This window comes from Lapillicoccus sp., assembly GCF_025353065.1.
Taxonomy (GTDB): Bacteria; Actinomycetota; Actinomycetes; order Actinomycetales; family Dermatophilaceae; genus Lapillicoccus.
The window spans coordinates 28,640-54,158 of record NZ_JANXRJ010000009.1 but is presented as its reverse complement, the minus strand read 5'-3'; the positions used below and the strand labels follow the sequence as shown (position 1 = coordinate 54,158).

The 25,519-nt window shown below is 71.8% G+C and carries 24 protein-coding genes; 7 read left to right on the top strand and 17 right to left on the bottom strand.

The window, feature by feature from the left end; all coding sequences use genetic code 11:
- Positions 1-24: 24 nt before the first annotated feature.
- Positions 25-1,536, bottom strand: coding sequence for an NAD(P)/FAD-dependent oxidoreductase (locus Q0R63_RS00710; RefSeq protein WP_295692519.1), 1,512 nt, complete (start codon positions 1,534-1,536; stop codon positions 25-27).
- An 89-nt stretch (positions 1,537-1,625) separates the two neighbouring features.
- Here Q0R63_RS00710 and Q0R63_RS00705 point away from each other — a divergent pair, with 89 nt between their 5' ends.
- Complete coding sequence (locus Q0R63_RS00705; RefSeq protein ID WP_295692517.1) at positions 1,626-2,213, top strand: TetR/AcrR family transcriptional regulator; 588 nt, start codon at positions 1,626-1,628, stop codon at positions 2,211-2,213.
- 9 nt (positions 2,214-2,222) lie between these two features.
- Here Q0R63_RS00705 and Q0R63_RS00700 read toward each other — a convergent pair whose 3' ends face one another.
- Entirely contained in the window at positions 2,223-3,086 is an 864-nt protein-coding gene (locus Q0R63_RS00700; protein ID WP_295692513.1) for a MerR family transcriptional regulator, read from the bottom strand.
- Positions 3,087-3,489: 403 nt separating this feature from the next.
- Here Q0R63_RS00700 and ybaK point away from each other — a divergent pair, with 403 nt between their 5' ends.
- Positions 3,490-3,996, top strand: coding sequence for a Cys-tRNA(Pro) deacylase (gene ybaK, locus Q0R63_RS00695; protein ID WP_295692510.1), 507 nt, complete (start codon positions 3,490-3,492; stop codon positions 3,994-3,996).
- A gap of 226 nt (positions 3,997-4,222) precedes the next feature.
- On the opposite strand, the gene Q0R63_RS00690 is transcribed toward ybaK, so the two are convergent.
- Entirely contained in the window at positions 4,223-4,675 is a 453-nt protein-coding gene (locus Q0R63_RS00690; RefSeq protein ID WP_295692507.1) for an Lrp/AsnC family transcriptional regulator, read from the bottom strand.
- A gap of 133 nt (positions 4,676-4,808) precedes the next feature.
- On the opposite strand from Q0R63_RS00690, the gene Q0R63_RS00685 reads away from it, so the two are divergent.
- Positions 4,809-5,750: a 5'-3' exonuclease gene (locus tag Q0R63_RS00685; RefSeq protein WP_295692505.1), complete on the top strand. Its 942-nt coding sequence runs from the start codon at positions 4,809-4,811 to the stop codon at positions 5,748-5,750.
- 129 nt (positions 5,751-5,879) lie between these two features.
- On the opposite strand, the gene Q0R63_RS00680 is transcribed toward Q0R63_RS00685, so the two are convergent.
- The 5 genes from Q0R63_RS00680 to Q0R63_RS00660 all read right to left on the bottom strand — a co-directional run bounded on the left by Q0R63_RS00680 (position 5,880) and on the right by Q0R63_RS00660 (position 12,222).
- Positions 5,880-7,016: an ABC transporter ATP-binding protein gene (locus Q0R63_RS00680; protein ID WP_295692503.1), complete on the bottom strand. Its 1,137-nt coding sequence runs from the start codon at positions 7,014-7,016 to the stop codon at positions 5,880-5,882.
- Positions 7,013-7,864: an ABC transporter permease gene (locus Q0R63_RS00675; protein ID WP_366521054.1), complete on the bottom strand. Its 852-nt coding sequence runs from the start codon at positions 7,862-7,864 to the stop codon at positions 7,013-7,015. Before Q0R63_RS00675 ends, Q0R63_RS00680 begins: the two co-directional genes overlap by 4 nt.
- Positions 7,865-7,882: 18 nt before the next feature.
- Positions 7,883-8,683, bottom strand: coding sequence for a molybdate ABC transporter substrate-binding protein (modA, locus tag Q0R63_RS00670; protein ID WP_295692500.1), 801 nt, complete (start codon positions 8,681-8,683; stop codon positions 7,883-7,885).
- An 86-nt stretch (positions 8,684-8,769) separates the two neighbouring features.
- Positions 8,770-9,180: a TOBE domain-containing protein gene (locus tag Q0R63_RS00665; protein WP_295692497.1), complete on the bottom strand. Its 411-nt coding sequence runs from the start codon at positions 9,178-9,180 to the stop codon at positions 8,770-8,772.
- A gap of 132 nt (positions 9,181-9,312) precedes the next feature.
- Positions 9,313-12,222 (bottom strand): DEAD/DEAH box helicase, encoded by a 2,910-nt coding sequence (locus Q0R63_RS00660; protein WP_295692494.1) that lies wholly within the window; start codon positions 12,220-12,222, stop codon positions 9,313-9,315.
- 79 nt (positions 12,223-12,301) lie between these two features.
- Here Q0R63_RS00660 and Q0R63_RS00655 point away from each other — a divergent pair, with 79 nt between their 5' ends.
- Complete coding sequence (locus Q0R63_RS00655) at positions 12,302-12,910, top strand: flavin reductase family protein (protein WP_295692491.1); 609 nt, start codon at positions 12,302-12,304, stop codon at positions 12,908-12,910.
- 40 nt (positions 12,911-12,950) lie between these two features.
- Here Q0R63_RS00655 and Q0R63_RS00650 read toward each other — a convergent pair whose 3' ends face one another.
- The 6 genes from Q0R63_RS00650 to Q0R63_RS00625 form a co-directional block, all read right to left on the bottom strand.
- A complete protein-coding gene (locus Q0R63_RS00650) occupies positions 12,951-13,907 on the bottom strand; it encodes a diacylglycerol kinase family protein (RefSeq protein ID WP_295692488.1) in 957 nt (318 codons plus the stop codon).
- 36 nt (positions 13,908-13,943) lie between these two features.
- A complete protein-coding gene (gene tatC, locus Q0R63_RS00645) occupies positions 13,944-14,804 on the bottom strand; it encodes a twin-arginine translocase subunit TatC (RefSeq protein WP_295692484.1) in 861 nt (286 codons plus the stop codon).
- A 32-nt stretch (positions 14,805-14,836) separates the two neighbouring features.
- Positions 14,837-15,181 carry a Sec-independent protein translocase subunit TatA gene (gene tatA / locus Q0R63_RS00640; RefSeq protein ID WP_295692480.1) on the bottom strand — a complete coding sequence of 115 codons (345 nt, stop codon included), beginning with the start codon at positions 15,179-15,181 and terminating at the stop codon, positions 14,837-14,839.
- Between the two features lie 31 nt (positions 15,182-15,212).
- Positions 15,213-15,536, bottom strand: coding sequence for a hypothetical protein (locus Q0R63_RS00635; protein ID WP_295692477.1), 324 nt, complete (start codon positions 15,534-15,536; stop codon positions 15,213-15,215).
- Between the two features lie 88 nt (positions 15,537-15,624).
- Positions 15,625-16,626, bottom strand: a complete 1,002-nt coding sequence (locus tag Q0R63_RS00630) for a WYL domain-containing protein (protein WP_295692474.1) — start codon at positions 16,624-16,626, stop codon at positions 15,625-15,627.
- The gene (locus Q0R63_RS00625) at positions 16,623-17,720 is read right to left on the bottom strand and encodes a WYL domain-containing protein (RefSeq protein ID WP_295692472.1); all 1,098 of its coding nucleotides are present in this window, start codon (positions 17,718-17,720) and stop codon (positions 16,623-16,625) included. Before Q0R63_RS00625 ends, Q0R63_RS00630 begins: the two co-directional genes overlap by 4 nt.
- A gap of 41 nt (positions 17,721-17,761) precedes the next feature.
- On the opposite strand from Q0R63_RS00625, the gene Q0R63_RS00620 reads away from it, so the two are divergent.
- Positions 17,762-18,868 (top strand): DUF3866 family protein, encoded by a 1,107-nt coding sequence (locus Q0R63_RS00620; RefSeq protein WP_295692469.1) that lies wholly within the window; start codon positions 17,762-17,764, stop codon positions 18,866-18,868.
- A gap of 76 nt (positions 18,869-18,944) precedes the next feature.
- Here Q0R63_RS00620 and Q0R63_RS00615 read toward each other — a convergent pair whose 3' ends face one another.
- From Q0R63_RS00615 to pafA, 3 genes are all read right to left on the bottom strand, one after another.
- Entirely contained in the window at positions 18,945-19,331 is a 387-nt protein-coding gene (locus tag Q0R63_RS00615) for an FKBP-type peptidyl-prolyl cis-trans isomerase (RefSeq protein ID WP_295692466.1), read from the bottom strand.
- A 76-nt stretch (positions 19,332-19,407) separates the two neighbouring features.
- Positions 19,408-20,421: an FKBP-type peptidyl-prolyl cis-trans isomerase gene (locus Q0R63_RS00610; RefSeq protein ID WP_295692464.1), complete on the bottom strand. Its 1,014-nt coding sequence runs from the start codon at positions 20,419-20,421 to the stop codon at positions 19,408-19,410.
- Between the two features lie 109 nt (positions 20,422-20,530).
- Positions 20,531-21,892 carry a Pup--protein ligase gene (pafA, locus tag Q0R63_RS00605; protein ID WP_295692461.1) on the bottom strand — a complete coding sequence of 454 codons (1,362 nt, stop codon included), beginning with the start codon at positions 21,890-21,892 and terminating at the stop codon, positions 20,531-20,533.
- Between the two features lie 145 nt (positions 21,893-22,037).
- Here pafA and Q0R63_RS00600 point away from each other — a divergent pair, with 145 nt between their 5' ends.
- Both Q0R63_RS00600 and Q0R63_RS00595 read left to right on the top strand, forming a co-directional pair.
- Complete coding sequence (locus tag Q0R63_RS00600; RefSeq protein WP_295692458.1) at positions 22,038-23,051, top strand: NAD-dependent epimerase/dehydratase family protein; 1,014 nt, start codon at positions 22,038-22,040, stop codon at positions 23,049-23,051.
- Positions 23,052-23,278: 227 nt separating this feature from the next.
- Positions 23,279-25,501, top strand: coding sequence for a hypothetical protein (locus tag Q0R63_RS00595; RefSeq protein WP_295692455.1), 2,223 nt, complete (start codon positions 23,279-23,281; stop codon positions 25,499-25,501).
- Positions 25,502-25,519 lie beyond the last annotated feature (18 nt).

The window sequence follows — 25,519 nt, the reverse complement described above, 5'->3', positions numbered from 1 at the left end:
GTCAGGCCGGGGCGGGTTCGAGGGTCAGGACGTGGGCGCGGGCACGCGGTCCTCGAGGGCAGCGGACTCGAGGTGGGCGGCGACGGGCTCGAAGTCCGCGGCTCGCACCCGGCGGGTCCGCAGCCAGTACGAGATCGTCGACCCGGGCCATACCGACGTGTTGTTGCCGAAGCGGTCGAGGTACCAGCTCTGGCACCCGCTGGTCCACACGGTGTGCTTGCTGCGGGACGCCATCTCGGAGGTGAACCCGTCCTGCGCCGCGGCCGTCGTGACGCGCGCCCCGGCCCGGGCCCGGTCGAGGCACTGCAGGACGTAGTCCGTGGCGAACTCGATCATGAGGACGACCGAGTTGTGCCCGAGCGCGGTGTTGGGCCCGAGCAGCACGTAGAGCTCGGGGAAGCCGGCGACGGTGATGCCGAGGTTGGTGTGCATGCCGCCCGACCACACCTCGGCGAGCTCGCGGCCCCCGCTCCCGGTGATGCGCATCCGGTCGTAGCTCCCGCTGAGCGAGAAGCCGGTCCCCAGCACCAGTGCGTCGACCTCGTGGCGCGTGCCGTCGCCGGTGACGACGGCGTCCGGCTCGATGCGCACGATGGGGTCGGTCACGAGGTCGACGTCCTCGCGGTCGAAGGTCGGCCAGTACTCGTTGCTGAGCAGGATCCGCTTGCAGCCGATCGTGTAGGTCGGGGTCAGTCGGGCGCGGACCTCCGGGTTCTTGACCGACGCCTTGAGGTGCCGGCGGGCGATCCCCTCGACGAGCACCATCCCGCGGGGGATGCGGGCGAAGAGCAGGACCCGCGACTCGAGCTGGAGGTAGGTGCGCCACCGCACGAGTCGCTGCAGCGCCGGGAAACGCGCAAACGTCTGCTGACGTCGGGCACCCCACACCTTGTCGTGCTTGGGCAGGATCCAGGCGGGGGTGCGCTGGAAGACGGACAGGTGGGACGCCTCCTGGGCGAGCTCGGGGACGAGCTGGACCGCTGAGGCGCCCGTGCCGATGACGGCGACCCGCTTGCCGGCGAGGTCGGCGTCGTCGGGCCAGATGGCCGTGTGGAGGGTCGGGCCGGCAAAGGTGTCGATGCCCTCGATGTCGGGGACGACGGGCCGGTGCAGCGCGCCGACCCCCATCACGAGGGAGTCAGCGGTCCACTCGCGACCGTCGGCCAGCCGCAGGCTCCACCGCCGCGTCGTCTCGTCGTATGCCGCCGAGGTCAGGTCGGCTCCGAACTCGATGTGGTCACGCACGCGGTAGTGGTCGGCGCAGTCGATGAGGTACTGCCAGATCTCCCCGGCGGTCGCGAAGTCCCGCGACCAGCGCGGATTCTGCCTGAACGAGAAACTGTAGAGTCGCGACGGCACGTCGCAGGCGCACCCGGGGTACCGGTTGTCCCGCCAGGTGCCCCCGACCTCGTCGGCCTTCTCGAAGACCACGTAGTCCTGCGGTGCGGAGTCGCCTCGCTCGGACAGTCGAATGGCCATGCCGAGGCCCGAGAACCCGCTGCCGACGATGGCGACCCGCACGTGTGGTGTGCTCACGGGCGTCAAGTTACCATGAGTAAGTTAGATTGCACGAGAGTAAGGAATCCCTTGTTGTGAGCTCCTCCCCACCGATCACCCGACGACGGATGCCACGCGCCCAGCGCGAGGCGCAGATCCTGACGGTGGCCGAGCAGGTCTTCGCGGAGCGGGGGTACCAGGCGACGACCATGGACGAGATCGCCGAGCGCGTGGGAGTCACGAAACCGCTCATCTACGACTACTTCGGCAGCAAGGACGGCCTGCTCGTCGCGTGCGTCGACAAGGCCCGGACCGAGCTCGCCGACGTCACCGAGGCAGCGGTCCGGGCGCTGCCCCAGGGGACGTCCCTCGAGGACGTCCTGCGGGCAGGGATCGCCGCCTTCTTCACCTTCATCGACGGTCACGTCATGGGCTTCCGGGTGATCCACACCGAGAACGCGGCAGCGGCCGGGGCGAGCACCGACATCGAGCGCATCCGCGCCCAGCAGTCCGCGGTGGTGGTCAGCTCGCTGCTCCGCTCGCCGCAGCTCGCCGGCGTGCCACCGCTGCTGCTCGAGGGCTACGCCGAGGTGATCATCGGCGCCTGCGAACGGGTCGCCGTCTGGCGCACCCATCGCGACGACATCTCCGCCGACGACGCGACCGACTTCGTGATGTCTGCGGTCTGGCACGGCCTGAGCTCGTTCGCCCGCTGACCCCTGGCGTCAGTCCTCGTCCTCGTCCTCGTCGTCGACGCGCAGCAGCCCGTCGCGCATGGCGACCTCGACCGCCTTGCCCAGTGACGCCTGGAAGGCCGCCAGCAGGGCCTGCCCCGCCAGCGGGATGATCTCCTCGAAGGACTCGGACATCCGCGACCACTGGCGGGCGGGCATACCGGCCTGGACGAAGTCGACCCACAGCGAGTCGCGGATGAGCGTGACGAAGAGGTCGGCCACGGCATCGGCGTGCGACACCAGCTCCGGGACCAGTCCGAAGACCTTCTCGACCGGCACCCCGGTCGAGATCACCCGGAGGCCGGCGCGCACCAGCGTGGGGTTGTCGATGCGCATGGTGCCGTCGTCGAGCTCGACGCCGAGCCCGAGCGTGACGAGCCGGTCGATGAAGGCGGGGTCGTAGGCGACCCCGGCCTCGCGGGCCAGGGCCCGAGGCTCGAACACCTCGGCCTCCACACCCTCCCAGGGACTCATCAACGCGTGGTAGAGACCCAGCGCCTGGGTGCCGCTGCCGGGCGCCGCCGTGATCAGCTTCTCAGCGGCCCCCAGCGTGTAGCCCTGGTCGAGCATCTCGCGCACGAGGGTCAGCCGGGCGAGGTGGTCGGGCCCGTAGTAGCCGGTGCGACCCTCGAGCCGCGGCGGCGGCAGGAGCCCACGGCTGCTGTAGGCGCGGACGTTGCGGACGGTCATCCCCGACTCGGCGGCGAGCTCGTCGACGGTGAGCTCACCATCACGGCGGCCCCGCCGGCGACCGACCCGCGGACCCCGGCCGCCCTTCCCATCCCTCGTCGTCGGTGGTGGAGCGCTCTCGCTGCGAGCCGTCCGGCTCTCGACCGCCCGGGTCTCGACGGGCACCGCCCCTACCGCCCGGGGGTCAGCCCGGTCCGCCTCAGTGCGCTCGGCGTCCGGAGGTTCCGACCCACCGGGCTCCGTCTCAGGAGCTGCTGCCTCAGGAGGGTCTGAGGCCGTGGGCCGTGTCCCGATGGGTTCCAGCACCACCGGCTCGGAATCAGGCGCATCATGTGCGTCAGACGCATCAGGCACGTCAGACGCATCGGATTCGGGCTCCGGAAAACGCTGTGTGGGAGTCCGCTCATCGCTGTCGGGGCGGCGGCGCAATGGTCGTCGGGGCACCATCGAAGACTACTCAGCAGCGACCATGGTTCATCGCGGCTGTCAGGAAGCGCGGGTCGCGTGTCTGACCACATCAGGTCCCGCGCGTAGCCGGTCGGAGCGGGCCACGCGGCATACTCCATCCGTGGCACGGTCGACGACAGGCAGGGGTGAGCCGGGCGGGTCGGGAACCCCGGCGGCGCTCGCGCTCGGCCGGGCAGGGGTGGCGTTCACCATGCACCCCTACGACCACGACCCGGCCGCCCCGTCCTACGGCCTCGAAGCGGCGCAGGCGCTCGGCGTCCCGCCCGACCGGGTGTTCAAGACCCTGCTCGTCGACACCGGCGCGGGGCTGGCCGTCGGGATCGTGCCGGTGGACCGTCAGCTCGACCTCAAGGCGGTGGCCGCCGCGCTGGGCGCCAAGAAGGTGTCGATGGCCGACCCGGCTGCAGCCGAGCGGAGCACCGGCTACGTCGTCGGCGGGATCAGCCCGATCGGTCAGAAACGTCCTCTCCCCACGATCGTGGATACCTCGGCCCTCGAGCACGAGACCGTCTTCGTCTCGGGCGGCCGCCGTGGCCTCGATCTCGAGCTGGCCCCCGCGGACCTCGTCAGGATCACCTCTGCGCGCACGGCCACCATCGCCCGCTGACCAGTGCCCTCCCCGGGGCACCGGCCAGCGACGACCTCGCGGCGACGAATCTCGTTGTGCCGACGAGGTTTACGCGACCACGTAACTACTTCGACGATCGGGGACCGTACGGTGTGACAGTCGGTGTCAGTCGCTGTCAGTCGCTGTCAGTCGCTGTCAGTCGCTGTCAGTCGCTGTCAGTCGCTGTCAGTCGCTGTCAGTCGCTGTCAGTCGCTGTCAGTCGGTGTCAGTCGGTGTCGGGCGAGGGGGGCTGACGCCCCTCCCAGGGTGTCGACAGGACGACTGTCGTCCGGGTCCGGACGTTGGCGGCGGCCCTGATCCGGGCGAGCAGGTCCTCGAGGGCGCCGGGCTTGGGCACCCGGACCTTGAGCACATAGCTCTCGTCGCCGGCGACGGAGAAGCACGCCTCGATCTCGGTGATGTGCGCGAGGCGCTCCGGCACGTCGTCCGGTGCTGCCGGGTCGAGCGGCGAGACCGAGATGAGCGCGGTGAGCGGCAGCCCGGCCGCCTCGGGGTCGATGACCGCGTGGTAGCCGCGGATGACGCCACGCTCCTCGAGGCGCCGCACCCGCTGGTGGACGGCCGAGGTGGACAAGCCGGTGGCCTTGCCGAGGTCGGTAAAGCTCATCCGCCCGTCGGTGGCGAGCAGGTCGACGAGGCGACGGTCGAGACGTTCCACGAGGGACAGGCTAGCCAGTCCACTCCCCCGACCCGCGGCATACGCGAAACGGTGTCGCGTCCGGCATGTCGGTAGTCAGGGCAACCACGTTGCCGGACGCACGGCAGCGGGCGGGGACCATAGGCTCCCTCCCATGTCACCGGACACGCCCGAACGCCTCATGCTGCTCGACTCGGCCAGTCTCTACTTCCGCGCCTTCTTCGGCGTCCCGGACCAGCGCACGTCCGAGAGCGAGCCGCCCACCAACGCGATCCGCGGGTTCCTCGACATGGTCGCGTCGCTGATCGAGCAGCACCGCCCGACCCACTTCGTCGCCTGCTGGGACAACGACTGGCGGCCCGCGTTCCGGGTCGAGGCCATCCCGTCCTACAAGGCGCACCGGGTCGCCGAGGGCGCGGGTCCCGAGGAGGAGTCCGTCCCCGCCGAGCTCGGCGTCCAGGTGCCCGTCATCGTCGACGCCCTCGCCGCGCTCGGCTTCGTGCGGATCGGCTCCGACGGTTACGAGGCGGACGACGTCATCGGCACCCTCACCCACGCCGCGCGGGGGATCCGGGCGGTCGACGTCGTGACGGGTGACCGCGACCTCTTCCAGCTCGTCGACGACGCGGCTTCGGTGCGGGTGATCTACACCGCCCGCGGCGGGGTGCGCGGCTCCGACATCGTCGACGAAGCCTTCCTCGCGACGAAGTATGCCGTGGCCTCCGGCGCGGCATACGCGGACATGTCGATGCTGCGCGGGGACACCAGCGACGGTCTGCCGGGGGTCGTCGGCATCGGCGACAAGACCGCCGCGAAGCTCATCGCGACCTACGGCGACCTCGCCGGGCTGCGGGCCGCGGTCGAGCGCGGCGACCCGGCGATCAACGGGGCTCAGCGGACCCGCCTGGAAGCAGCCTCGGCCTACCTCGACGTCGCGCCGAAGGTCGTCAAGGTCGCCCTCGACGCCCCCGTGCCCGACCACGACAGCCGGCTCCCGACGCAGGTCGCCGACGCGCGCCTGATGAGCAAGGTGGCCTCGGAGTACGGCGTGACGAGCTCGTTCAACCGCGTCCTCGCCTCGCTCGGCATCGACTGACGCACGAGCTCGCAGCCGCCGAGATCCCGGACGTCCGAAGCATCGATGGGCCGCAGGACCGGCACGAGTCCGGTATGCCGCCCGACGTGCTGGACATTCCGGGCACGTGCCGGTCCTGCGTCCCCGCGCTCAGCCCGCCGAGCCGGTGGAAGCGGGTGGCCGGTCGGGGTAGGCGTCCGTCTCCGTGGCCTTGGCTGCGAGCCAGATCCGTTGTCCCGCAGCGAGACTCAGATCAGCTACGGCAGCAGCCGTGATGTCGACGAGGGTCGAGGGGGCGCCGTCGACCTGGACCCGCACCCGGTCGGCGAGGAGCTCCAGACCGGTGATCCGGCCCGGCCACACGTTGCGGGCGCTGCCGTGCTCGGGCCGCTCCGTGGAGACGGTGACGGCAGAGGGACGCAGCCCCACGAGGACCGGGTCCCCCGCCGCGAGCCCGTCGGCCGGGGCGACGACGAGCGCTCCACCGTCCGCCAGCACGACCCGCTGGTCCGACCCCAGCCGCCCACGCCACAGGTTGAGGCCGACGAGGCGGGCGACATACTGCGTCGCGGGCCGTCGGGCGACCTCCCCGGGCGGGCCGGACTGGACGACGCGTCCCTCCTCGATGACGAGCAGCCGGTCGGCGAGCACCATCGCCTCGAGCGGGTCGTGGGTGACGATGAGGACCGGTCCGGGGAAGTCGGCGAGGTGGTGCCGCAGCTGGGTGCGCACGTCGAGCCGGGTCCGCGCGTCGAGGGCCGACAGCGGTTCGTCGAGCAGGAGCAGCAGCGGCGTCGCGGCCAGGGCCCGCGCCAGGGCCACCCGCTGCGCCTGTCCCCCCGAGACCTGGGACGGACGGCGTGCGGCCAGCTCGGTCAGGTCGAATCGCGCCAGCAGCTCGGTCGCCCTGGCCCGGGCCTCGGCCCGGGGGACACCCTGGCTGCGGGGGGCGAACGCGACGTTGTCCAGGACGTCGAGGTGCGGGAACAGCCGGTAGTTCTGGAACACGAGCCCGACGGGACGGTCGGCCGGGGGCACGAAGGTGTCCGTCGCGGTGTCGTCGAGGACGACATCCCCGAGCCGGATCGACCCGGCCGTTAGCGGGGTGAGTCCGGCCAGGGCGCGCAGGAGCGTCGACTTGCCTGCGCCGTTGGGACCGAGCACCCCGAGCACCTCGCCGGGCTGCACGTCGAAGCCCACGTCGAGGTCGAACTCCCCCCGGCGCACGAGCGCGTCGACCCGCAGGACCGTCGGGCTGGTGGTGGTGCGGACGAACGCCCCGCTCACAGCGCCGGCCCCTGCCGCAGCCACCGGTCGCGCAGGGCGACGAGGACGACGACGGAGACGAGCAGCAGTACCAGCGACAGGGCGATGGCGGCGTCGGTATCGCTCTCGTTCGCGAGATAGACCGCGATCGGCATCGTCTGGGTGTCGGGGTTGTTGCCGGCGAAGGTGATCGTCGCACCGAACTCGCCCAGCGCCCGCGCCCAGCACAGCACCGACCCCGCGACGAGGGACGGCCCGATGAGCGGCAGGGTGACCCGGCGGAAGATGGTCATCCGGGACGCCCCGAGGGTCGCGGCCGCCTCCTCGAAACCCTGGTCCGCGGCCCGAAAGGCCCCCTCCACGGTGACGACGAGGAACGGCATCGCGACGAAGGTCTCGGCGACGACCACACCCCACGTCGTGAAGGGCAGCGCGAAGCCCGTCCAGTCGTAGATCGCCTTCCCCACCACGCCGTTGCGGCCGAACGCGAGCAGCAGCGCGACCCCGCCGACGACGGGAGGCAGGACGAGCGGCAGCGTGACGAGCGCCCGCAACACCGACAGGCCCCGCCACCGCGCCCGGGCGAGCATCCACGCGAGCGGGACGCCGAGCACGAACGAGGCGACGGTGGCCGCGCTCGCGCTGAGCAGCGACAGGCGCAGCGCATCGAGCACGGTGCTGTTGGCGAGGATCCGGGTCAGACCCGACCACGGCGCCCGGACGAGCATCGCCACGAGGGGGACGAGGAGGAAGAAGACCGCGACCGCAGCCGGTATGCCGAGTGGCCACGGCATCGTGCCCCGCTCGCGGGTCCGGTCGATCGACCCGGTCGACCGCTCGACGCGCACCACCCGGACCACTCGGTCCACTCGGACCACTCGGAGGACCTACGGCTTCTCGAAGCCGGCGTCCGTCAGGGCGGCCACACCGGTGTCCGAGAGCACGAACGCCTTGAACGCCTTGGCGCCGGCGGCATTGGGGGCCTTGCTCAGCACCGCGATGGGATAGCTCGTCGAGGCGTTGACGTCGGCGGGGATGACGATCCCCTTCACCTTGGCGCCCTGCGCGAGGACGTCGGTGACGTAGACCAGTCCGGCGTCGACCTCTCCGGTGGTGACGTCCTTGACGACGCCGTTGACGTCGACCGCCCGGTCGACGGGGTTGACCGTGATCTTCGCCTTGGTGAAGATCGTCATCGCGAGCTTGCCGCACGGCACCGCATCGGCGCACCGGGCGACCTTGACACCCGGCTTGGCGAGGTCGGCGATACCGGTGATCGCTCCCGGGTTGCTCGGCGGCACCGCAATCTGCATGGCGTTCTTGGCGAACGTGGTCGGGTCGCTGGCGTCGGAGGCCTTCACGACGGAGTCCATGTTGGTCGGGCTCGCGGAGGCGAAGACGTCCGCGGGGTTGCCCTGCGCGATCGAGGTCGCGAGACCCGAGCTCGGGCCGAAGTTGAAGGTCACCTTGACGCCCGGGTTCGCGGCCTCGAAGGCCTTGCCGATGACGGTGAACGACGACTTGAGCGAGGCCGCGGCGAAGACGGTGACGGTACCGGTCACACCGGACGTCGTGGAGGACCCCGAGCTGCTGGACGCGGTCCCGGAGCCGCCCGATGAGCCGCAGCCGGCGAGGACGAGGGCGGCCGCGGACAGGCCCACTGAGGCGGTGACGACGGTGCGACGCAAGGTGAGCTCCTGAGGGTTTCTGCCACGTCGAGGTCGGTGGCGACGTGATCGGGGTGGGGGGACCGCGCTCATCCGCGGTGGTCGTGCTAGTTCCGCTGAGGGACCTCGATGACGACGTTGGTCGACTTGATCGCGGCGATGGCGAGGACGCCGGGCTCGAGCTGCAGCTCGTCGGCGGCCTCACGGCTCATCAGCGAGACGATCCGGTGCCCGCCGGACTGCATCTCCACCTGAGCCATCACGGTGTCGCGCAGGACGCGGGTCACGAGGCCCACGAACCGGTTGCGGGCGGACTCGGACAGCACGGGCCCGGGCTCGGGCCGTTCGGCCGAGGCGGCCAGCTCTTGGGCGAAGGCGGCGAGGGCGGCGCCGTCGATGGCCTGGCGACCAGCGGCGTCGCTCGTGATCGGCAGCCGCTTGGCGTCCACCCATCGACGGACGGTGTCATCGCTCACGCCGAGCAGCTCGGCGGCCTCACGGACGCGGAAAGTGGGCACGCAGACAATCTACCCGCACCTGCGGTGCTAGGAGCGCCACACCTGGGCGAACGCGGAACCGTTATGCGGCTGCAACACGCAGTCGCGGCATACCGGGTCGGCCGGGGTGGTCTCTCAGTTCAACCGGCAGGGTCAGTCCATCCGGTCAGCGGCGACGACACCGCGCATGACCGCATCGACGGCCGCGCGAGCCGTGGACCGCAGCGCGGGGGTCGGGGCGGCGCCGGCGATCTGGTCGAGCAGGTCGACGATCTGCTTGCAGCGCCGGACGAAGTCGCCGGCCGCGATGTCACTGTCGCGCAGCACGAGCTCCAGCCGCTGACCGCTGGCCCACCGGTGCACCATCCAGGCGATGCCGCCGTCCGGGTCTCCGGTCAAGGGCAGCGCGTGATCTCGTTCGGCGTCCTCGATCCGGCTCCAGATGCCGACCATCTCCTGCCAGGCCTGCGCGACGTCGTCGTTCGGCATCCGGGGCGAGATCTCGTGCTCCTCGCGGCGCGGCTCGTGGACGATCGCCGAGACGGCAGCGGCCAGCCCGGCGGCGTCGAGCCGCTGCCAGACCCCCTGCCGCAGGCACTCGGCGGTGAGCAGGTCCTTCTCGGTGTAGAGCCGGCGCAGCTGCTCCCCCTGCGGGGTCACCGACTCCCCGCCGGCGCCGAGGTAGCCGAGCTCCGAGAGCAGGTCGCAGATCCGGTCGAAGGTCTTAGCCACGGAGTTCGTCCGGCCGTCGACCTTGCGCTGCAGGGTCCGGGTCTCGCGGGTCAACCGCCACCAGCGCTCGGCCCACCGGGCGTGGTCCTCGCGGTCGGGGCAGGCGTGGCAGGGGTGCGCGCGCATCCGGCGGCGCAGCTCCGCGATCTGCTCCTCCTCCCCCGCGACTCCCTCGCCCGCGCCACTGCCCCGTCCGGTATGCCGGGTGCTCGACTCGTGCGGCGCGGCGATCCGCAGCGACGTCGCGAGGTCGCGCCGCGACTTGGGGCTCTTGGCGTTGAAGCCCTTGGGCAGCGTCAGCGTCGTGACCGGCTCGACCGGGGTGGGCACGTCGACGAGGGTGAGCCGGCGCAGCTGGTGGTCCTCGGTGACGACGGTCGGCGACGGCGGCTCGCCGCGGCCGCTGCGACTCGGCTGACTCGCCTGGACGACCACGGCATACCCGCTGCGTCGGCCCGCCGGGATCCGGATGACGTCGCCGACCTTGAGGGCCTCGAGGCTGATCGCTGCCTCGGCGCGCGAGGTCGCGGCACGCGACCTCACCGCATCCTTCTCGAGGTCGCGGATCTCGTTGCGGATCGCGGCATACTGCGTGAAGTCGCCGAGGTGACAGGACATCGACTCGGCGTAGCCGGCGAGGGCCTCCTCGTTGCGCCGCAGCGTCCGCACGAAGCCGACGACGGCGCGGTCGGCCTGGAACTGGGCGAAGGACGTCTCGAGGATCGAGGCGGCCCGGGCCCGCCCGAACTGCCCGACGAGGTTGACCGCCATGTTGTAGGTCGGCCGGAAGCTCGAGCGCAGGGGGTAGGTGCGTGTCGAGGCGAGGCCGGCGACCGCCAGCGGGTCGAGGCCGCGGTTGTAGAGGACGACCGCATGGCCCTCGATGTCGATGCCGCGCCGGCCCGCGCGGCCGGTGAGCTGGGTGTACTCGGCCGGGGTGACGTCGACGTGGGCCTCGCCGTTGAACTTCACCAGGCGCTCGAGGACGACCGTGCGCGCGGGCATGTTGATGCCCAGCGCCAGGGTCTCGGTGGCGAAGACCGCCTTGATCCGGCCGGCGGTGAAGAGGCTCTCGACGATCTCGCGGAAGGTCGGGAGCATCCCCGCGTGGTGCGCGGCGTAGCCCCGGGACAGCCCCTCGACGAAGTCCCAGTAGCCGAGCACGGTGAGGTCCTCCTCGGCGAGGCCGGAGACGCGCTCCTCGACGACCTGGCGGATGCTCTCTCCCTCCGTCACGTCGATCAGGCGCACGCCCTGGCGCAGCAGCTGGCCGACGGCGGCGTCGCATCCGACCCGGCTGAAGATGAAGGTGATCGCGGGCAGCAGCCCCTCGCGCTCGAGCCGGTCGATGACCTCGCCGCGGGTCGCGCCACCGCCGGGACGGCCACCGGACTGGGCGCCGGTGCTGCGGGCCAGACCGCGGCCGTCGGTGCCGCCGCCGGGACCGCCGCGACCCCGGGGGCCACCGCGCCCGGCGCGGCCCTGGCGCCCGCTGCGCTGCCAGCCGCCCTGCTCGTCGTGGGCCCGGCGCGAGGCGTTGCCGATCGCCTGGAGCAGCTCGGGACCCACCCGCGTGGTGGCCCGGTCGCGCGGTGCGTCCAGCTCGCCGTTTCTGGCCTTGGCGGTGTGGAGGTGCGTGGGCGGGTCGAGGGCCTCGTCGACGAAGAGGTCGTAGAGGTCGCGGCCGACCATCATGTGCTGCCAGAGCGGCACCGGCCGGTGCTCCGAGACGATGACGTCGACGTCGCCGCGCACCTCCGTCAGCCAGGCCCCGAACTCCTCGGCGTTGGACACCGTCGCCGACAGCGAGACGACGAGCACGTCGGGGGGCAGGTGGATGATCACCTCTTCCCAGACCGCGCCGCGGAAGCGGTCGGCGAGGTAGTGGACCTCGTCCATCACGACGTAGCCGAGCCCCGAGAGGGTGGTCGACCCGGCATACATCATGTTGCGGAGCACCTCGGTCGTCATCACGACGATCGGGGCCTCACCGTTGATCGATGAGTCGCCGGTCAGCAGTCCGACGTTGCGCGCGCCGTGGATCGCGACGAGGTCCGCGTACTTCTGGTTGGAGAGCGCCTTGATCGGGGTGGTGTAGAACGCTTTTCGCCCCTGGGCGAGCGCGAGGTGGACGGCGAACTCGCCCACGATCGTCTTGCCCGCGCCGGTGGGGGCCGCGACCAGGACGCCCCGACCGCTCTCGAGGGCCCGGCAGGCTTCGACCTGGAAGTCGTCGAGCGGGAAGTCGATCGAGCCGGCGAAGTCGGCGAAGGCGCTGCCCTGGTCTCGGGCCCGCGCCTTCGCGGCGGCAAACCGGTCGGCAGCGGACATGGTGTCAGGCTACGGGAGCGGTCCGGTATGCCGCGGGCCGCCCGTCTGAGCCGCGGAGGCGTCTGGTTTGCTTGACGTCATGAGCGAGCACTTCTACCGACCGGCCGAGGGGCACCGCCTCCCGCACGACCCCTTTAACGCCATCGTCGGGCCGCGCCCGATCGGCTGGATCGGCTCGCTGGCCCCGGACGGCCGGCGCAACCTCGCGCCCTACAGCTTCTTCAACGCCTTCAACTACACCCCGCCGATCGTCGGGTTCGCGAGCATCGGCCACAAGCACAGCGTCGCCAACCTCGAGCAGACGCGGGAGTTCACCTGGAACCTCGTCACCCGGGACCTCGCGCCCGCCATGAACGCGACGTCGACGATGGACGAGGTCGACGAGTTCGACCGGTCCGGGCTCGAGGCGGCGGCGAGTGTCGAGATCGCCGCGCCGCGGGTGGCGGCGTCGCCGGTGAGCTTCGAGTGCCGCGTCACCCAGATCGTGCGGCTCGTCGACCGCGGTGGCGCCGAGCTCGACACCTGGTTGACGCTCGGGGAGGTCGTCGGGATCCACATCGACGAGGACCTGCTCGTCGACGGGGTCTACGACACGGTCAGGGCCGCGCCGGTCCTGCGCGCCGGTGGTCCCAGCGCCTACTACGGCATCAGCGCGGAGCACCGGTTCGACCTGCGCCGCCCGCGCTGAGTCCCCATCGCGCTCAGTCAGGTGCCCGGTCCCACGGCGCTCACCCCGGCGGCAAGGTCTTCCGTGGGCACACGACCCGGAGCGCCCCCTGCACGACCTCGACGTCCAGCGGCAGCGGCTCGAAGCGCTCCCCGTCGGCCTGGGTCATGATGCCGGCCGCCTCCAGTCGCACCCGTCGCCCGCGCAGGACCTGCACCTCGGGCTGGGCGACGTGCCGTCCGCGAAACACCTGGGGGTAGATCCTCAGGAAGCGCCGGGTCGACACCTTGTGGAGGATGAGGACGTCGAGCAGGCCGTCGTCGTAGGAGGCGTCGGGGCAGACGAGCATCCCGCCCCCGAACGCCGGCCCGTTGGCGACGGCGACGAGCATCGCCTCGGTCTCGATGCGGACGTCGTCCACCGTCACGGCATACGGGATGGCGCGGAATCGGGGCAGCTCGAGTGCCACGGCGAGGGTGTAGCGCGACGGCCCGCGGGGCCACCGCAGCCGGTGCGCACGCTCGGTGACGATGGAGTCGAATCCGCCGCCGAGGACACCGAGCCACCACCGCACGGACTGGTCGCGGTCGGTTCCGCCGTCGACACCTGCGGTGGTGCGCCCCGCGTCGATGGCGCGGATCTGCCCGTCGACGAGCAGGTCGACCGCGGCCTCCGGGTCGCGCACCGGCAGGCCGAGGCTCCGGGCGTTGTCGTTGCCGGAGCCTGCGGCCACGATCAGCAGTGGCACGTCCGTGCCTGCGCAGAGGTTGACCCCGAGGTGCGCCAGCCCGTCGCCGCCCACGACGGCGAGGACGTCGACGGCCCCCGCCTCGACCGCCTCCCGGGCCTGCGCGCGCGCCTCAGCGAGGTCGCGCCCGCTGAGGTCGAGGACCTCCTGCCCGGTGCCGACGAGCCGTCGTCGCGTCCGCTCCCCGAGGACGGCCCCCTGCCCCTTTCCGGCCGTCGGGTTGACGATCAGACCCACCCGGCGGCGGGCCCCGTCGGGCGGCTTCGGCACGGACGGAACGCTACCGGGATCTCGGCGCGATCTCGGCTAGAGCGGGGATGCCTCGTCGTCGGCGAGGTCGCGCCACTCGGCCGTGACGTCCCTCTTGGCCTTGCGTCGGTCGAGGAGGAAGGAGATGCCGACCGCGAGGTAGAACAGGATGATCATCGGCACGGCCAGGAAGAGCATCGTCCACGCGTCGGGGGTCGGCGTCATCACCGCGGCGAAGAGGAAGATCAGGAAGACCGCCGGGCGCCACGCCTTGACCAGGATCCGGGCGGGCAGGATGCCGGCGGCGTTGAGCCCGACGAGGAAGACGGGGAGCAGGAAGGCCAGCCCGAACGCGAGGATGAAGCGCAGGACGAAGTTGAGGTAGTCCGGCGCGGGCAGGATGTTGGAGGCGCCGGCCGGGGTGAACGACAGCAGGGCGGCCGCCGCCCGCGGCAGGACGATGAAGCCGAGCGTGCACCCGCCGATGAAGAGCGGCACGGCGCTGCCGATGAACAGCAGTGAGGTGCGCTTCTCGCGCCTGCTCAGGCCGGGGACGATGAAGCCCCAGATCTGGTAGAGCCAGACGGGCGAGGCGAGGATCAGCCCGGTGAACAGACCGACCGTGATGAGCAGCGTGAACGAGCCGGTGAGGTCGGGGAAGTTGAGGGTCGCGATCTCCTGCTTGCGCTCCCTGGCGAGGTCCTTGATCGGCGCGATGAGCCGGTTGAACAGGTTGTCGTACTGCCACCAGCCGATGCCGGCCCCGACGAGGATGGCGACGCCGGAGATGATGACCCGGCGACGCAGCTCACGCAGGTGGTCGCCGAGCGACATCCGACCCTCGGGGTCACGCTGCTTGCGCAGCCGGCGACGCATACCGCGCTTCTCGCCGGTGTCGACCTTCTCGGTCCGGGCCATGACTCAGCGTCGAGTTTCGAGGCGTCGCGCGGTCAGCGCGTGGCGTCGTGCGGTGCGGCCGCCGGCTCGACCGGCTGGTCCTGCTGCACCGGCGAGGCCTGCGTCGGCACGGTCATCGGCTTCTGCAGCGGCACCTGCACGGGTGGCACGGTCGCTGCGGGCGGCGGCGTGGCCGTGCCCTTCACCGTGTCGGACGCGGCCGGGCTGGGCGAGCTCTCCTTGCCGTCCGTCTTCATCTCGCCCATCTCGGACTTGAAGATGCGCATCGAGCGACCGACGCTGCGGGTGACGTCCGGGAGCTTCTTCCATCCGAACAGCACCACGACGAGCACCGCGAGGATGATGAGGTGGCTGGGTTGGGCGAAGTCTCTCAACATGATGGGTCATGCCTTTCGTCGTTGGTGACACTCACGAGTCTACGTGCCGTGCCCACGTAGGGAGATTTCGGTTTCTTCGGGCGCGCCGTTCCTCCTGCAACGTCCGGCGGGTGGTCTGTCGTTCCGCGCGGACCCGTCCGGGGTCTTCGAAGACGGCGAGCTTCTGGATGGCGTCCGTGGACTCGCCGAGTCGGTCGACCTGGGCCTGGACCGCCCCCAGCCGTTCCGACGCCTCCGCGATCTCGGAGCCGAGGGCCTTGGTCTGGCGCCACGTGACGCGGCCCTTCGACCAGATGTAGAGGGCGCCGAGCACGATGAGGACGACCCAGACGAGGATCCAGACGAGCACCCTCATCCCGTCGGACCCCTTCGTCGCGTCCACTGTGTGCGCACGCTTCCGAGCCTAACGCCAGCGCGGGAGTCCCGCGCCGCCCCGTCGGTGCTCATGCCGGCCGACCCTCGTCACCGGCATACGCGGCGAGTGCGCGGGTGGCGCCGGCGGCCACCTCGTCGCGCAACGACGCGGGCGAGACCACGGTGACGTGCCCCCCCATCCGCCACGCCAGCCGGCGCACCCAGGCGGGGTCGGCGACGCGCAGGGTGACCCGGCGGCCACCGCCCGGCAGGTCCACGGCCGACTCGGTGGGGTAGTAGTCGACGATCCACGCGCCCGAGCGGTCGGTGTCGACCACGACCTCGAGGTCGCTCTCGTGCGCGGCATACGCAGCCCCGCCGAGGTCCCGCGGGAGCGCCTGGACGGGTGGTGTGCCGTCGACGCCCAACACCTCGAGCCGTTCGATGCGGTCGACCCGGAAGAGCCGGACGTCCTCGGCGAGGTGGCACCATCCCTCGAGATACCACTTCGCGTCGAGACTGACCACGCGCATCGGGTCGACGTCGCGCTCGCTCACCTCGTCGCGAGCCGGCACGAGATAGCGCAGGTGGACCCGCTTCCGCTCCCGCACCGCCCGCCGCGCGTCGGCGAGGGTCAGCTCCGCTGCGCCGTCGTCGATGGAGACCTGCACGCGGGCGCTCGCCGTGCCGATCGCGCCGGTGGCGTCCTCGAGCTTGGTCAGCGCCCGGTCGACCGGCTCGTGCTCGGCGATCCCCGGTGTCGAGGCGAGCGCCCGCAGGCCGACCATGAGGCTGAGGGCCTCGTCGACCGAGAGGCGCAGCGGCCGGGCGATGTGCTCGGCGTTGCCGATGAAGACCCGCCCGTCCTCCCAGTCGGCCTCGATGAGGTCGTCGGGCATCCCGCCTGGCGTCCCGCAGAGGAACAGCAGCCCGAGGTCGGCCACGAGCTGCTCGTCGGTGACCCCGAACTCCGCCGCTGCCACAGACACCTCGACCCCCTGGTGGGTGAGCAGCCACGGGACCATCGTGAGGAGCCGGGAGAGCCGGTTCGTCGCGGACTCCTGCGGCGGTCGGCGCCGGGTGGTCGTCACGGCCCCTCCCCCTGCGGCCCGTCGGGCCCGTCGGGGCCGTCGGGGCCGTCGGGGCCGTCGGTATGCCGCGTGCGCGCCCCGGTGAGGCGGCGCACGACCGCGTGCCGCAGGTCGTCCGGCTCGAGCGCCACGACGTCCGGGCCGAACCCGCTGACCTCGTCCGCGAGGCGGTCGAGGCCGCCGAAGGGGACGGTCAGTCGCGACCACGCGTCGCCGTCGGCCACCGTGGTCTTGGCCACCGTGGTCTCGGCCACCGTGGTCTCGACCGACGTGGTCTCGACCGACGAGGTGGCCCGGCGCCGCAACGTGTTGCCGGCCCCCTCGCGCACGAGCAGGGTGGCGGTGCGGTCGGGGAGCTCCGGCGGCTGCGTCGTCTCGACGAGGGTGCGCGGGTCGTGGTCGTCCGGCACCTCGTAGGCACCCGGAAGGCCCGTAGCCGTGACCCCGGAGTCGATCCGACCGAGCCGGAAGACGCGCAGGTCGTCACGGTCGAGGTCGTGCCCCGTGACGTACCACCGTCCGTGCCACTGGGTGAGTCCCCACGGCTGCAGCCGGCGCAGCGTGCTCTCCTCCTCCGGCTTGCGATAGCCGAAGGTCACCTCCTGCCGGTCGAACACCGCCCGGCGCAGCGGCTCGAAGGCGTCCTCCGTGGTCCGCACGACCGGCTCGATGCCGACCAGCGAGCTGTCGTCCATCTCCACCCCGGCAGAGCGCAGCTTGCGCATCGCCGTCGCCGCCGGGCCGGCGAGGCTGGCCCGGGCCCAGGCGCGGGCGGCCAGCGAGAGGGCGGCCACCTCGTCGGGCTCGAAGTGGATCTCCGGGAGGGCGTACTCGCGCTTGTCGATGCGGTAGCCGAGCTCGTCGTCGAAGAGCGGGTCGATGACCGCCGTGACGAGCGGGATCCCGAGCTCGCGCAGCTCGTCCTTGTCACGCTCGAACATCCGGTCGAAGGCCTCGGTCGAGGCCGTCCCCTGGTACTGCGGCACCGCCGTCCGGATCCGGGCCTTGGAGAGCGGCATCCGGGTCGACAGCAGGGCGATGACGAGGTTGAGCAGACGCTCGGTCTTCACCGCGGCCGACGGGGGGACAGTCACGGCCACGACGCTACCCGACTCCCGTCGCTAGGCTCGATGACGTGATCCGGATCCGCAGCGGTGTCGTGGTCGACCGGGTCGATCTGGTGTCGGCGTTGGCCGGGGCGCTCGAGGTGACGGTGCGACTCACGGACGGCACGAGCGTGCCGGCGCTGGCCTACGCCGACGTCGTCGGCGTCCCCCGGATCGGTGAGCGGGTGCTGCTCAACGTCACGGCGCTGGACCGAGGCCTCGGCACGGGTGGACTCGCGCTGGTCACCGCGCTGCCGGACCGTGACGATGCCGACCAGCCCGGGGGGCCACCTCCCGGGGCGCCGGGGCACCTCGTCAAGGCGCGCTACACGCCGCTCCAGACAATGGTGCTGGGGGTCGACGAGCAGGAGAGCCCGCACCACGCGCTGCTGGCCGACGCGGACGACCTGGCGGGGCTGCCGGTCGTCGTCGCCGACCTGCACTCGGCCCTGCCGGCGATCGTCGCCGGCGTGCTGGAACGGGCGCCCGACGCGCGGATCGCCTACCTCATGACCGACGGTGGCGCCCTGCCCGTCGCCTTCTCCCGGACCGTGGCCGCGCTGCGGCGGGCCGGGGTGCTGGCGACGTGCATCAGCGTCGGCCAGGCCTACGGGGGCGACCTCGAGGCGGTGACGGTGCACTCCGGGCTGCTGGCCGCCCGGCTCGTCGCCGGGGCGGATATCGCGGTCGTCGCGCAAGGCCCGGGCAACCTCGGCACCGGCACCCGGTGGGGGTTCTCCGGCGTCATCGCCGGGGAGTCCGTCAACGCGGCAGGCACGCTGGGCGGACGGCCCGTCGCGTCGCTACGCGTCTCGCAGGCCGACGCCCGCGAGCGGCACCGCGGCATCTCGCACCACAGCCGCACGGCATACGGACGGGTGGCGCTGGTGTCGGCCGACCTGCCGGTGCCCCTGCTGCCGGGTGACGTCGGCGCCCTCGTCGACGTGCAGGCCGCGGCCCTCGTCGCCGCCACCGGCGGTCGCCTGGTGCGCCACGACATCGAGCTCGAGGGGCTCGAGGAGGCGATCGTCCGCTCCCCCGTCACCGTGCGCACGATGGGCCGAGGCTACGCCGACGACCCGGCGAGCTTCCTCGCCGCCGCCGCCGCCGGCCGGTATGCCGCGAGCCTCCTCTGACCCGACCCGCAGCAACACCCACCCCACACCCACCGTCCCCCCCACACACACCCACGTGTTGCGGTGGGTGGGGCGGCTAGCGGACGTCCACGAGGTCGACGACGAAGATCAGGGTCTCGCCCGGCTTGATGACGCCGCCGGCACCGCGATCGCCGTAGGCGAGGTCGGACGGGATCGTCAGCTGGCGGCGACCGCCGACCTTCATCCCGACGATGCCCTGGTCCCAGCCCGCGATGACCTGACCGCGGCCGAGGCCGAAGTCCAGCGGCGCGCCACGGTTCCACGAGGAGTCGAACTCCTCGCCGCTGGAGAAGGTCCAGCCGGCGTAGTGGGCGCTGACGGTGTGCCCGGCCGCCGCCTCGTCACCGGTGCCCTCGATGAGGTCCTGGATGACGAGCTCGGTGGGAGCCTCGCCGCCCGGGTAGTCGAGCTCGGGCTTCGTGCGGTTCGGGTCGAGGGGCATGAGGTCTCCTGGTGCACATGGGGGATCGGGTATGCCGGCCGGCGGGTTGCCGGCCCGGTGGTGCTGCGGGCTGCCGTCAGGCGGCGGCGAGGATGTCGACGACGAAGACGAGCTCCGAGTTGGCCGGGATGCCCTGCTTCGCCGTGGCGGCGTAGCCATCGGCCGGAGGGACGACGAGAAGCACCCGTGAGCCCACCTTCTTGCCCACGAGGCCCTTGTCCCAACCAGGGATGACGGCGCCGGTGTTGGTCTGGAAGCTGAAGTGCGCCTTGCGCGTCCACGACGAGTCGAAGACGGTGCCGTCGGCATAGAGGGCGCCGGTGTAGTTGACGATGAGGGACTGACCACCCTTGACGACGGGGCCGGTGCCCTCGATGAGGGACTGGCTCACCAGGGTCTTGGGGGCCGCGGTCTTCGGCATGGTGATCGTCGGGCCCTTGGTCGCGTCGAAGGTCACGGTCGGCTGACCCGCCACCGGAGCCACGGCCGCGCCCGTCGCGACCGACTGCGGAAGGCTGACACCGGTGACGTCCGCGACGACGACGAGGTCGTCCTTCGGGCCGATGCTCGCCGCCGTCTGGCCCTGGTCCCCGAAGGCCTCCGCCGGGGGGATCGCGAAGACGATGCGCGAGCCCTTCTGCGCGCCCACGAGCGCGGTCAGCAGCCCGGAGATGGTCTGCTGGTCGCCGGTGTAGAAGGTCGAGGCGGGCTTCGACGCGCCGAAGCCGTTGTCGACGAGCTTGCCGGTCCCCCCGACATAGAGGGACTGCTTGACCGTGACGAGGCTGTCGGTGGTGGCCTTCGCGCCGGTCCCCGGCGTTAGCACCTTCACCGTGGTGGCGCTGACGGCGATCGGGGTCTTGCTGAAGGTCAGCGTCGGGCCGGCGGCCGGATCGGTCTCGGTGACCTTGATCTGGTCGAGGACGGCGAGGTCAGCGGCCTTGTTCAGCGGAGCGTGCACCCCCGTCGCGGCGGACGCACCCACCGACGGGGTCGCCGTGGCGGTGGTGCCGCTCCCGCCGGAGCTGCAGGCCGTCAGACCGAGGGAGAGGGCGGCACACGCCGCCAGGGCCTTGAGTTGAACGCGCACGCGGGGAGAACCTTCGATCGGGGTCGTTTGTCAGGTGGTGACACTAACCGGCGTGCCTGTGTCGCCTGACCGCCGGTGCACAGGTGGGCCGCGCACGCCGCTGTCGACCTCACATGCTGTCGATGAGCCGCGCCACCCGGACGTCCTCGGAGGCGAACGGGTCCTTGCACAGCACCGTCCGCTGGGCCTGGTCGTTGAGCTTGAGGTGCACCCAGTCGACGGTGAAGTCGCGCCGGTTGGCCTGGGCGGCCCGGATGAAGTCGCCGCGCAGCTTGGCCCGCGTGCTCTGCGGCGGGAGCACCTTGGCCTCGAAGGTCTCGAGGTCGGTGCACACCCGGGCGGCGAGTCCGCGGCGCTGCAGCAGATAGAAGAGGCCGCGACGGCGGTTGATGTCGTGATAAGCGAGGTCGAGCTGGAGCACCCGCGGGTCGCTCATGTCCAGCCCGTTCTTGGCGATGTAGCGGGTAATGAAGCGGTGCTTGATGACCCAGTCGATCTCGGTGTCGATCAGGCCGAGGTCGTCGGTCTCGACGGCGTGGAGGGTGCGCCCCCACAGCTCGAGGACCTGCTTGTGCACCGGGTTGGCGATCCCCTCGCGCTCGACGAAGCCGACGGCGCGCTCGTAGTACTCCTGCTGGATCTGCAGCGCGGACAGCTCCCGGCCGTTGGCGAGCTTGACGGTCCGGCGGCCGGTGAGGTCGTGGCTGATCTCGCGGATCGCGCGGATCGGGTTCTCCAGCGCCATGTCCCGCATCACCACCCCCGCCTCGATCATCTGCAGGACCAGGTCGGCCGAGCCGACCTTGAGGAGGGTCGTCGTCTCCGACATGTTGGAGTCACCGACGATCACGTGCAGGCGGCGGTACTTCTCGGCGTCGGCGTGCGGCTCGTCGCGGGTGTTGATGATGGGGCGGCTGCGCGTCGTCGCCGACGAGACGCCCTCCCAGATGTGGTCGGCCCGTTGGCTCACGCAGAACCGGGAGCCCGCGCTGCTCGTGACCACCTTGCCGGCGCCACAGGTGATCTGGCGGCTGACGAGGAAGGGGATGAGGACGTCGGAGATCTTCTGGAACTCGCCCGCGCGGCCGACGAGGTAGTTCTCGTGGCAGCCGTAGGAGTTGCCCGCCGAGTCGGTGTTGTTCTTGAAGACGTAGATCTCCCCCGCGATGCCCTCCTCCCGAAGCCGCATCTGGGCGTCCTCGACGAGCCCCTCCACGATCCGCTCGCCGGCTTTGTCGTGGATGACGACCTCGCGCACGTCGTCGCACTCGGGGGTGGCGTACTCCGGGTGCGACCCCACGTCGAGGTAGAGCCTTGAGCCGTTGCCGAGGAAGACGTTGCTGGAGCGGCCCCACGAGACGACCTTGCGGAAGAGGTACCGCGCCACCTCGTCGGGCGTCAGGCGGCGCTGGCCGTCGAACGTGCACGTGACGCCGTACTCGTTCTCGATGCCGAAGATCCGCCGCTGCATGTTCTCACCTTAGGTCGATCTCCCCCGAGTTGCCTGCCCCCCGGCGGGAGTGGCGGGTCGGACTCGCGGGTCGCATCGCCCGGTCCGCTCTGCCGTCAGCCGAAGGGGATGACGTCGCGCTGCTCCCGGTGCGACGGTAAGGACCATGAGCAACCTCCTCGTCCTCGGCGGCACCTCCTGGCTGGGCGGCACGATCGCCGCTCTCGCCCTCGCCGACGGGCACGACGTCACGTGCCTCGCCCGCGGCGAGAGCGGCGGGGTGCCCGAGGGCACGACGCTGGTCCGCGGTGACCGCAGCAGAGAGGACGCGTATGCCGGTGTGCTCACGTCGGGGGGCTGGGACCTCGTCGTCGACCTCACCCGCCAGCCGGGCCAGGCCCGGGGCGCGCTGGCAGCGCTCTCCGACCGGGCTGAGCACTGGGTGCTCGTCTCGTCCGGATCGGTCTACGCCGACCACTCGCAGCTCGGCGGCGACCTCACGACGCCGCTGCTGCCGGCCTTCGACGGCGACGAGTCCCCACCGGAGCAGTACGGCGAGGCGAAGGTCGCCTGCGAGGCGGCGGTCGCGGCATACCGGGGAGAGCGTGGGCAGGGCGCGCTGGTCGCGCGTTCCGGTCTCATCGCGGGGCACGGTGACCTGAGCGACCGGTTCGGCTACTGGGTCAGCCGGTTCGCCCTCGCCGAGCAGGACGGGGGGCCCGTCCTCGTGCCCGAGGACCTCGAGCGACCGGCCCAGCTCCTCGATGTGCTCGACCTCGCCGCCTGGGTCCTCGAGGCGGGGATGGCCGGGGCAACGGGGATCGTGGACGCCTGCGGTCCGCGTCGGACCCTGTCCGACGTCCTCGCGACGGCCTCCGCCGTCGCGGGCTTCACCGGCCAGACCGTGGCGGTGCCGGACGCGGACCTGATCGCGGCGGGGATCGAGGAGTACATGGGTGAGAGGTCGTTGGCCCTGTGGATGCACGATCCGCAGTGGCGGGGTTTCTCGGCGCGTGACGATGCGTCCGCTTTGTCGGCCGGCCTCGTCGCGCGGCCGCTGGATCTCACCACCGCCGACGCCCTGTCGTGGGAACGGCACCTCGGGCTGGACCGCACCGGGCGCCGCGCAGGCCTCGATCGCGCCGACGAGCTGATGCTTCTCGGGGCGACGGACCGCTGACCCACAGGTCTTCGACGGGTTTGCCACTGAGGGACGCACGAGCGCGCCTCGCATGGAATCATGGCCCCATGTCCGAGCCGACCGCGCCGCCCGCGCCTTCCGCGCTGACCCAGGAGAATGCGCCGAATGTGCTGAATGTGCCCCGGACACAGCGTGATTCGCATGGCCCTGGTGGGTCGAACGGGTCGGCGTCGCCAACGCCGCCCGCGGGCAGCTCCGCCGGGCTGGTGGGCGTCGGCGACGTCACGCGGCACACCCTCGCGATCCTCGCCAGCGCCCAGGACCACGCCGACAACCTGCGCCGCCAGGTCGAGGAGGAGACCACGCGGGCCCGGGCCGACAACGAGCGACTCCGCCTCGAGTCCGACCGGCTGACCCACGAGGTCGGCGCCATGCGGGGCGAGGCCGACCGGATCCAGAAGCAGGCGGAGACCCGGCTGCGCGCCGCGCACGAGGACGCCGACCAGCTCCACCGGGACGCGGCCGAGCAGGCTGCCATGGTCACCGACGCCGCCGTCCGCACGAGCGAGGAGGCGGTTGCCGGCGCCTACGCCGAGGCGGCCCAGCTCGTCGCCACCGCTCAGGCGCAGGCCGACGTCCTGGTCGCCGAAGCCAAAGCGCACCACGGGGCCGCGCTGGAACGGGCGGCAGCGCACGAGAGCGAGCAGACCGCCCGTCACGAGCAGCGCATTCGACTGTTCGACGAGGAGGAACGACGCCGTCGGTCCGAGACGGACGTCCTGCTCGGAGGTCTGGCCCAGGAAGCCGAGGCGCAGGCGGTCGGGCTGCGCGCCGCCGCCGAGCGGGACGCCATGACCTGGCGCGACGAGGCCACCTCCACGCTCGAGGCCCACCGGCTGGAGGCCCGTCGTCTGACCGACGAGGCCCAGGCCGGCGCCGAGACGACGATCGCCGCGGCACAGCAACGGGCCGACGAGATCGTGTCGGCGGCGGACCAGCACATGGCGTGGGCCCAGACGACGATGAAGGACATGCTGGACGGTGCCCACGAAGAGGTGGCGAGGCTCAAGGCGCAGTCCCACCGGGAGCTCGTCGACCACGTCCGCGAGCACCGGCAGCGGACGCAGTCCCTCGTCGCCCAGAGCACCCACCGGGCCGAGCAGGCTCTGACCGCGGCCACGGCGGAGTCCTCCCGCCTGCGTCTCCAGTCCGCGGCGGTCCTCGAGTCGGCGGAGGAGGATGCGCGGCGCACCCACGCTCGCAGCGTCGAGGTGGCCGCCCGCATCATCGCCGACGCGGAGAGCGCCGCCGCCGACCACGTCGCGCGCGCCGAGCGCCGGCTCGCCGACGCGGAGCAGGGCGCTCGGCTCATCCGCGAGCGGACGGCCGCCGACGTCGAGAAGCTGCAGCGGGAGGCTCACGAGAACCGCCGGTCGGCCCGGACCGAGCTCGTCCAGACCATTGCTGACGCCCGAGCCGAGGCCGACAGGTTGCGGACCGAGGCCCGTCGGCTGCTGACCGAGGCCCGCGGGGAGGTCGAGGTCCTCACCCGCCGACGCAACGACATCACCTCGCAGCTCGGCAACCTGTCCGGCGTCATCGAGGCGCTCGCGATCTCCGAACGGCCCAGCGACGTGCCGACGGGCCTCTCGACAGACGTGCCGACGGGCCGCTCGACAGACGTGTCGACGGACCTGTCGAAGAGCACCGAAACCGCGACCACTCAGGCCGACGTGGGTGAGGGTGCGAGCCCCGACGTCCCCGACAGCAGCCCCGCCAAACCCGATGTCGCCGACAGCAGACCAGACAGCCCCGACGTCCCCGACAGCAGCCCCGACGCGCACGAGGACCTCGGCCGCGAGGCTGCCGAGCCGGACCGCGTGAGCCTGAGCAAACCCGACGTGGTCCCCCCGGTCGTCGAGGAGGTAGCGACACCATCGTCGGTCGCCCTCGAGGACGTTTCCCCGGACGCGGCCGATCGCGCCGCCGAGAGCTCATGCGACGCCCCCACCGAGGTACTCGCGCCCGTGACCACCCTCGCCTCGCCCGACACCGGGGCGAACCACGAGGTCACCGACACCCAGGCAACCGAGGACGACGACACGACGTCGATCCCCGTGGTCGCCGTCCCCGAACCGAGCCCCGGGGCGACGTCCGGCGAGTCAGCGTCCGACACCATGGTCATCCCCGCGATCCCCGAACCCGCGAACGCCCCGTGGGCGCGAGCCGAACCCGTTGCCGCTGCTACCGAGAGCCCCGCCACCGCCGAGCCGCCCACCGCCGAACCGCCTCCCGCCGAAGCGCCTCCCGCCGAAGCGCCCACCGACCATCCCGCCGCGACCGACCACGTGGCCAACGGGACCGAGGGCAGGGCGGACGACCTGACCCTCCCAAAGGACGGGTCGGTCAACCCGAGCACTCCCATCGAACCCCAGTTCTTCTGGGGCAGCGACGAATCCGCGCACGAGGGCCTTCGCGCCCGTCCCTAGACGCCACCACAGTCTCCA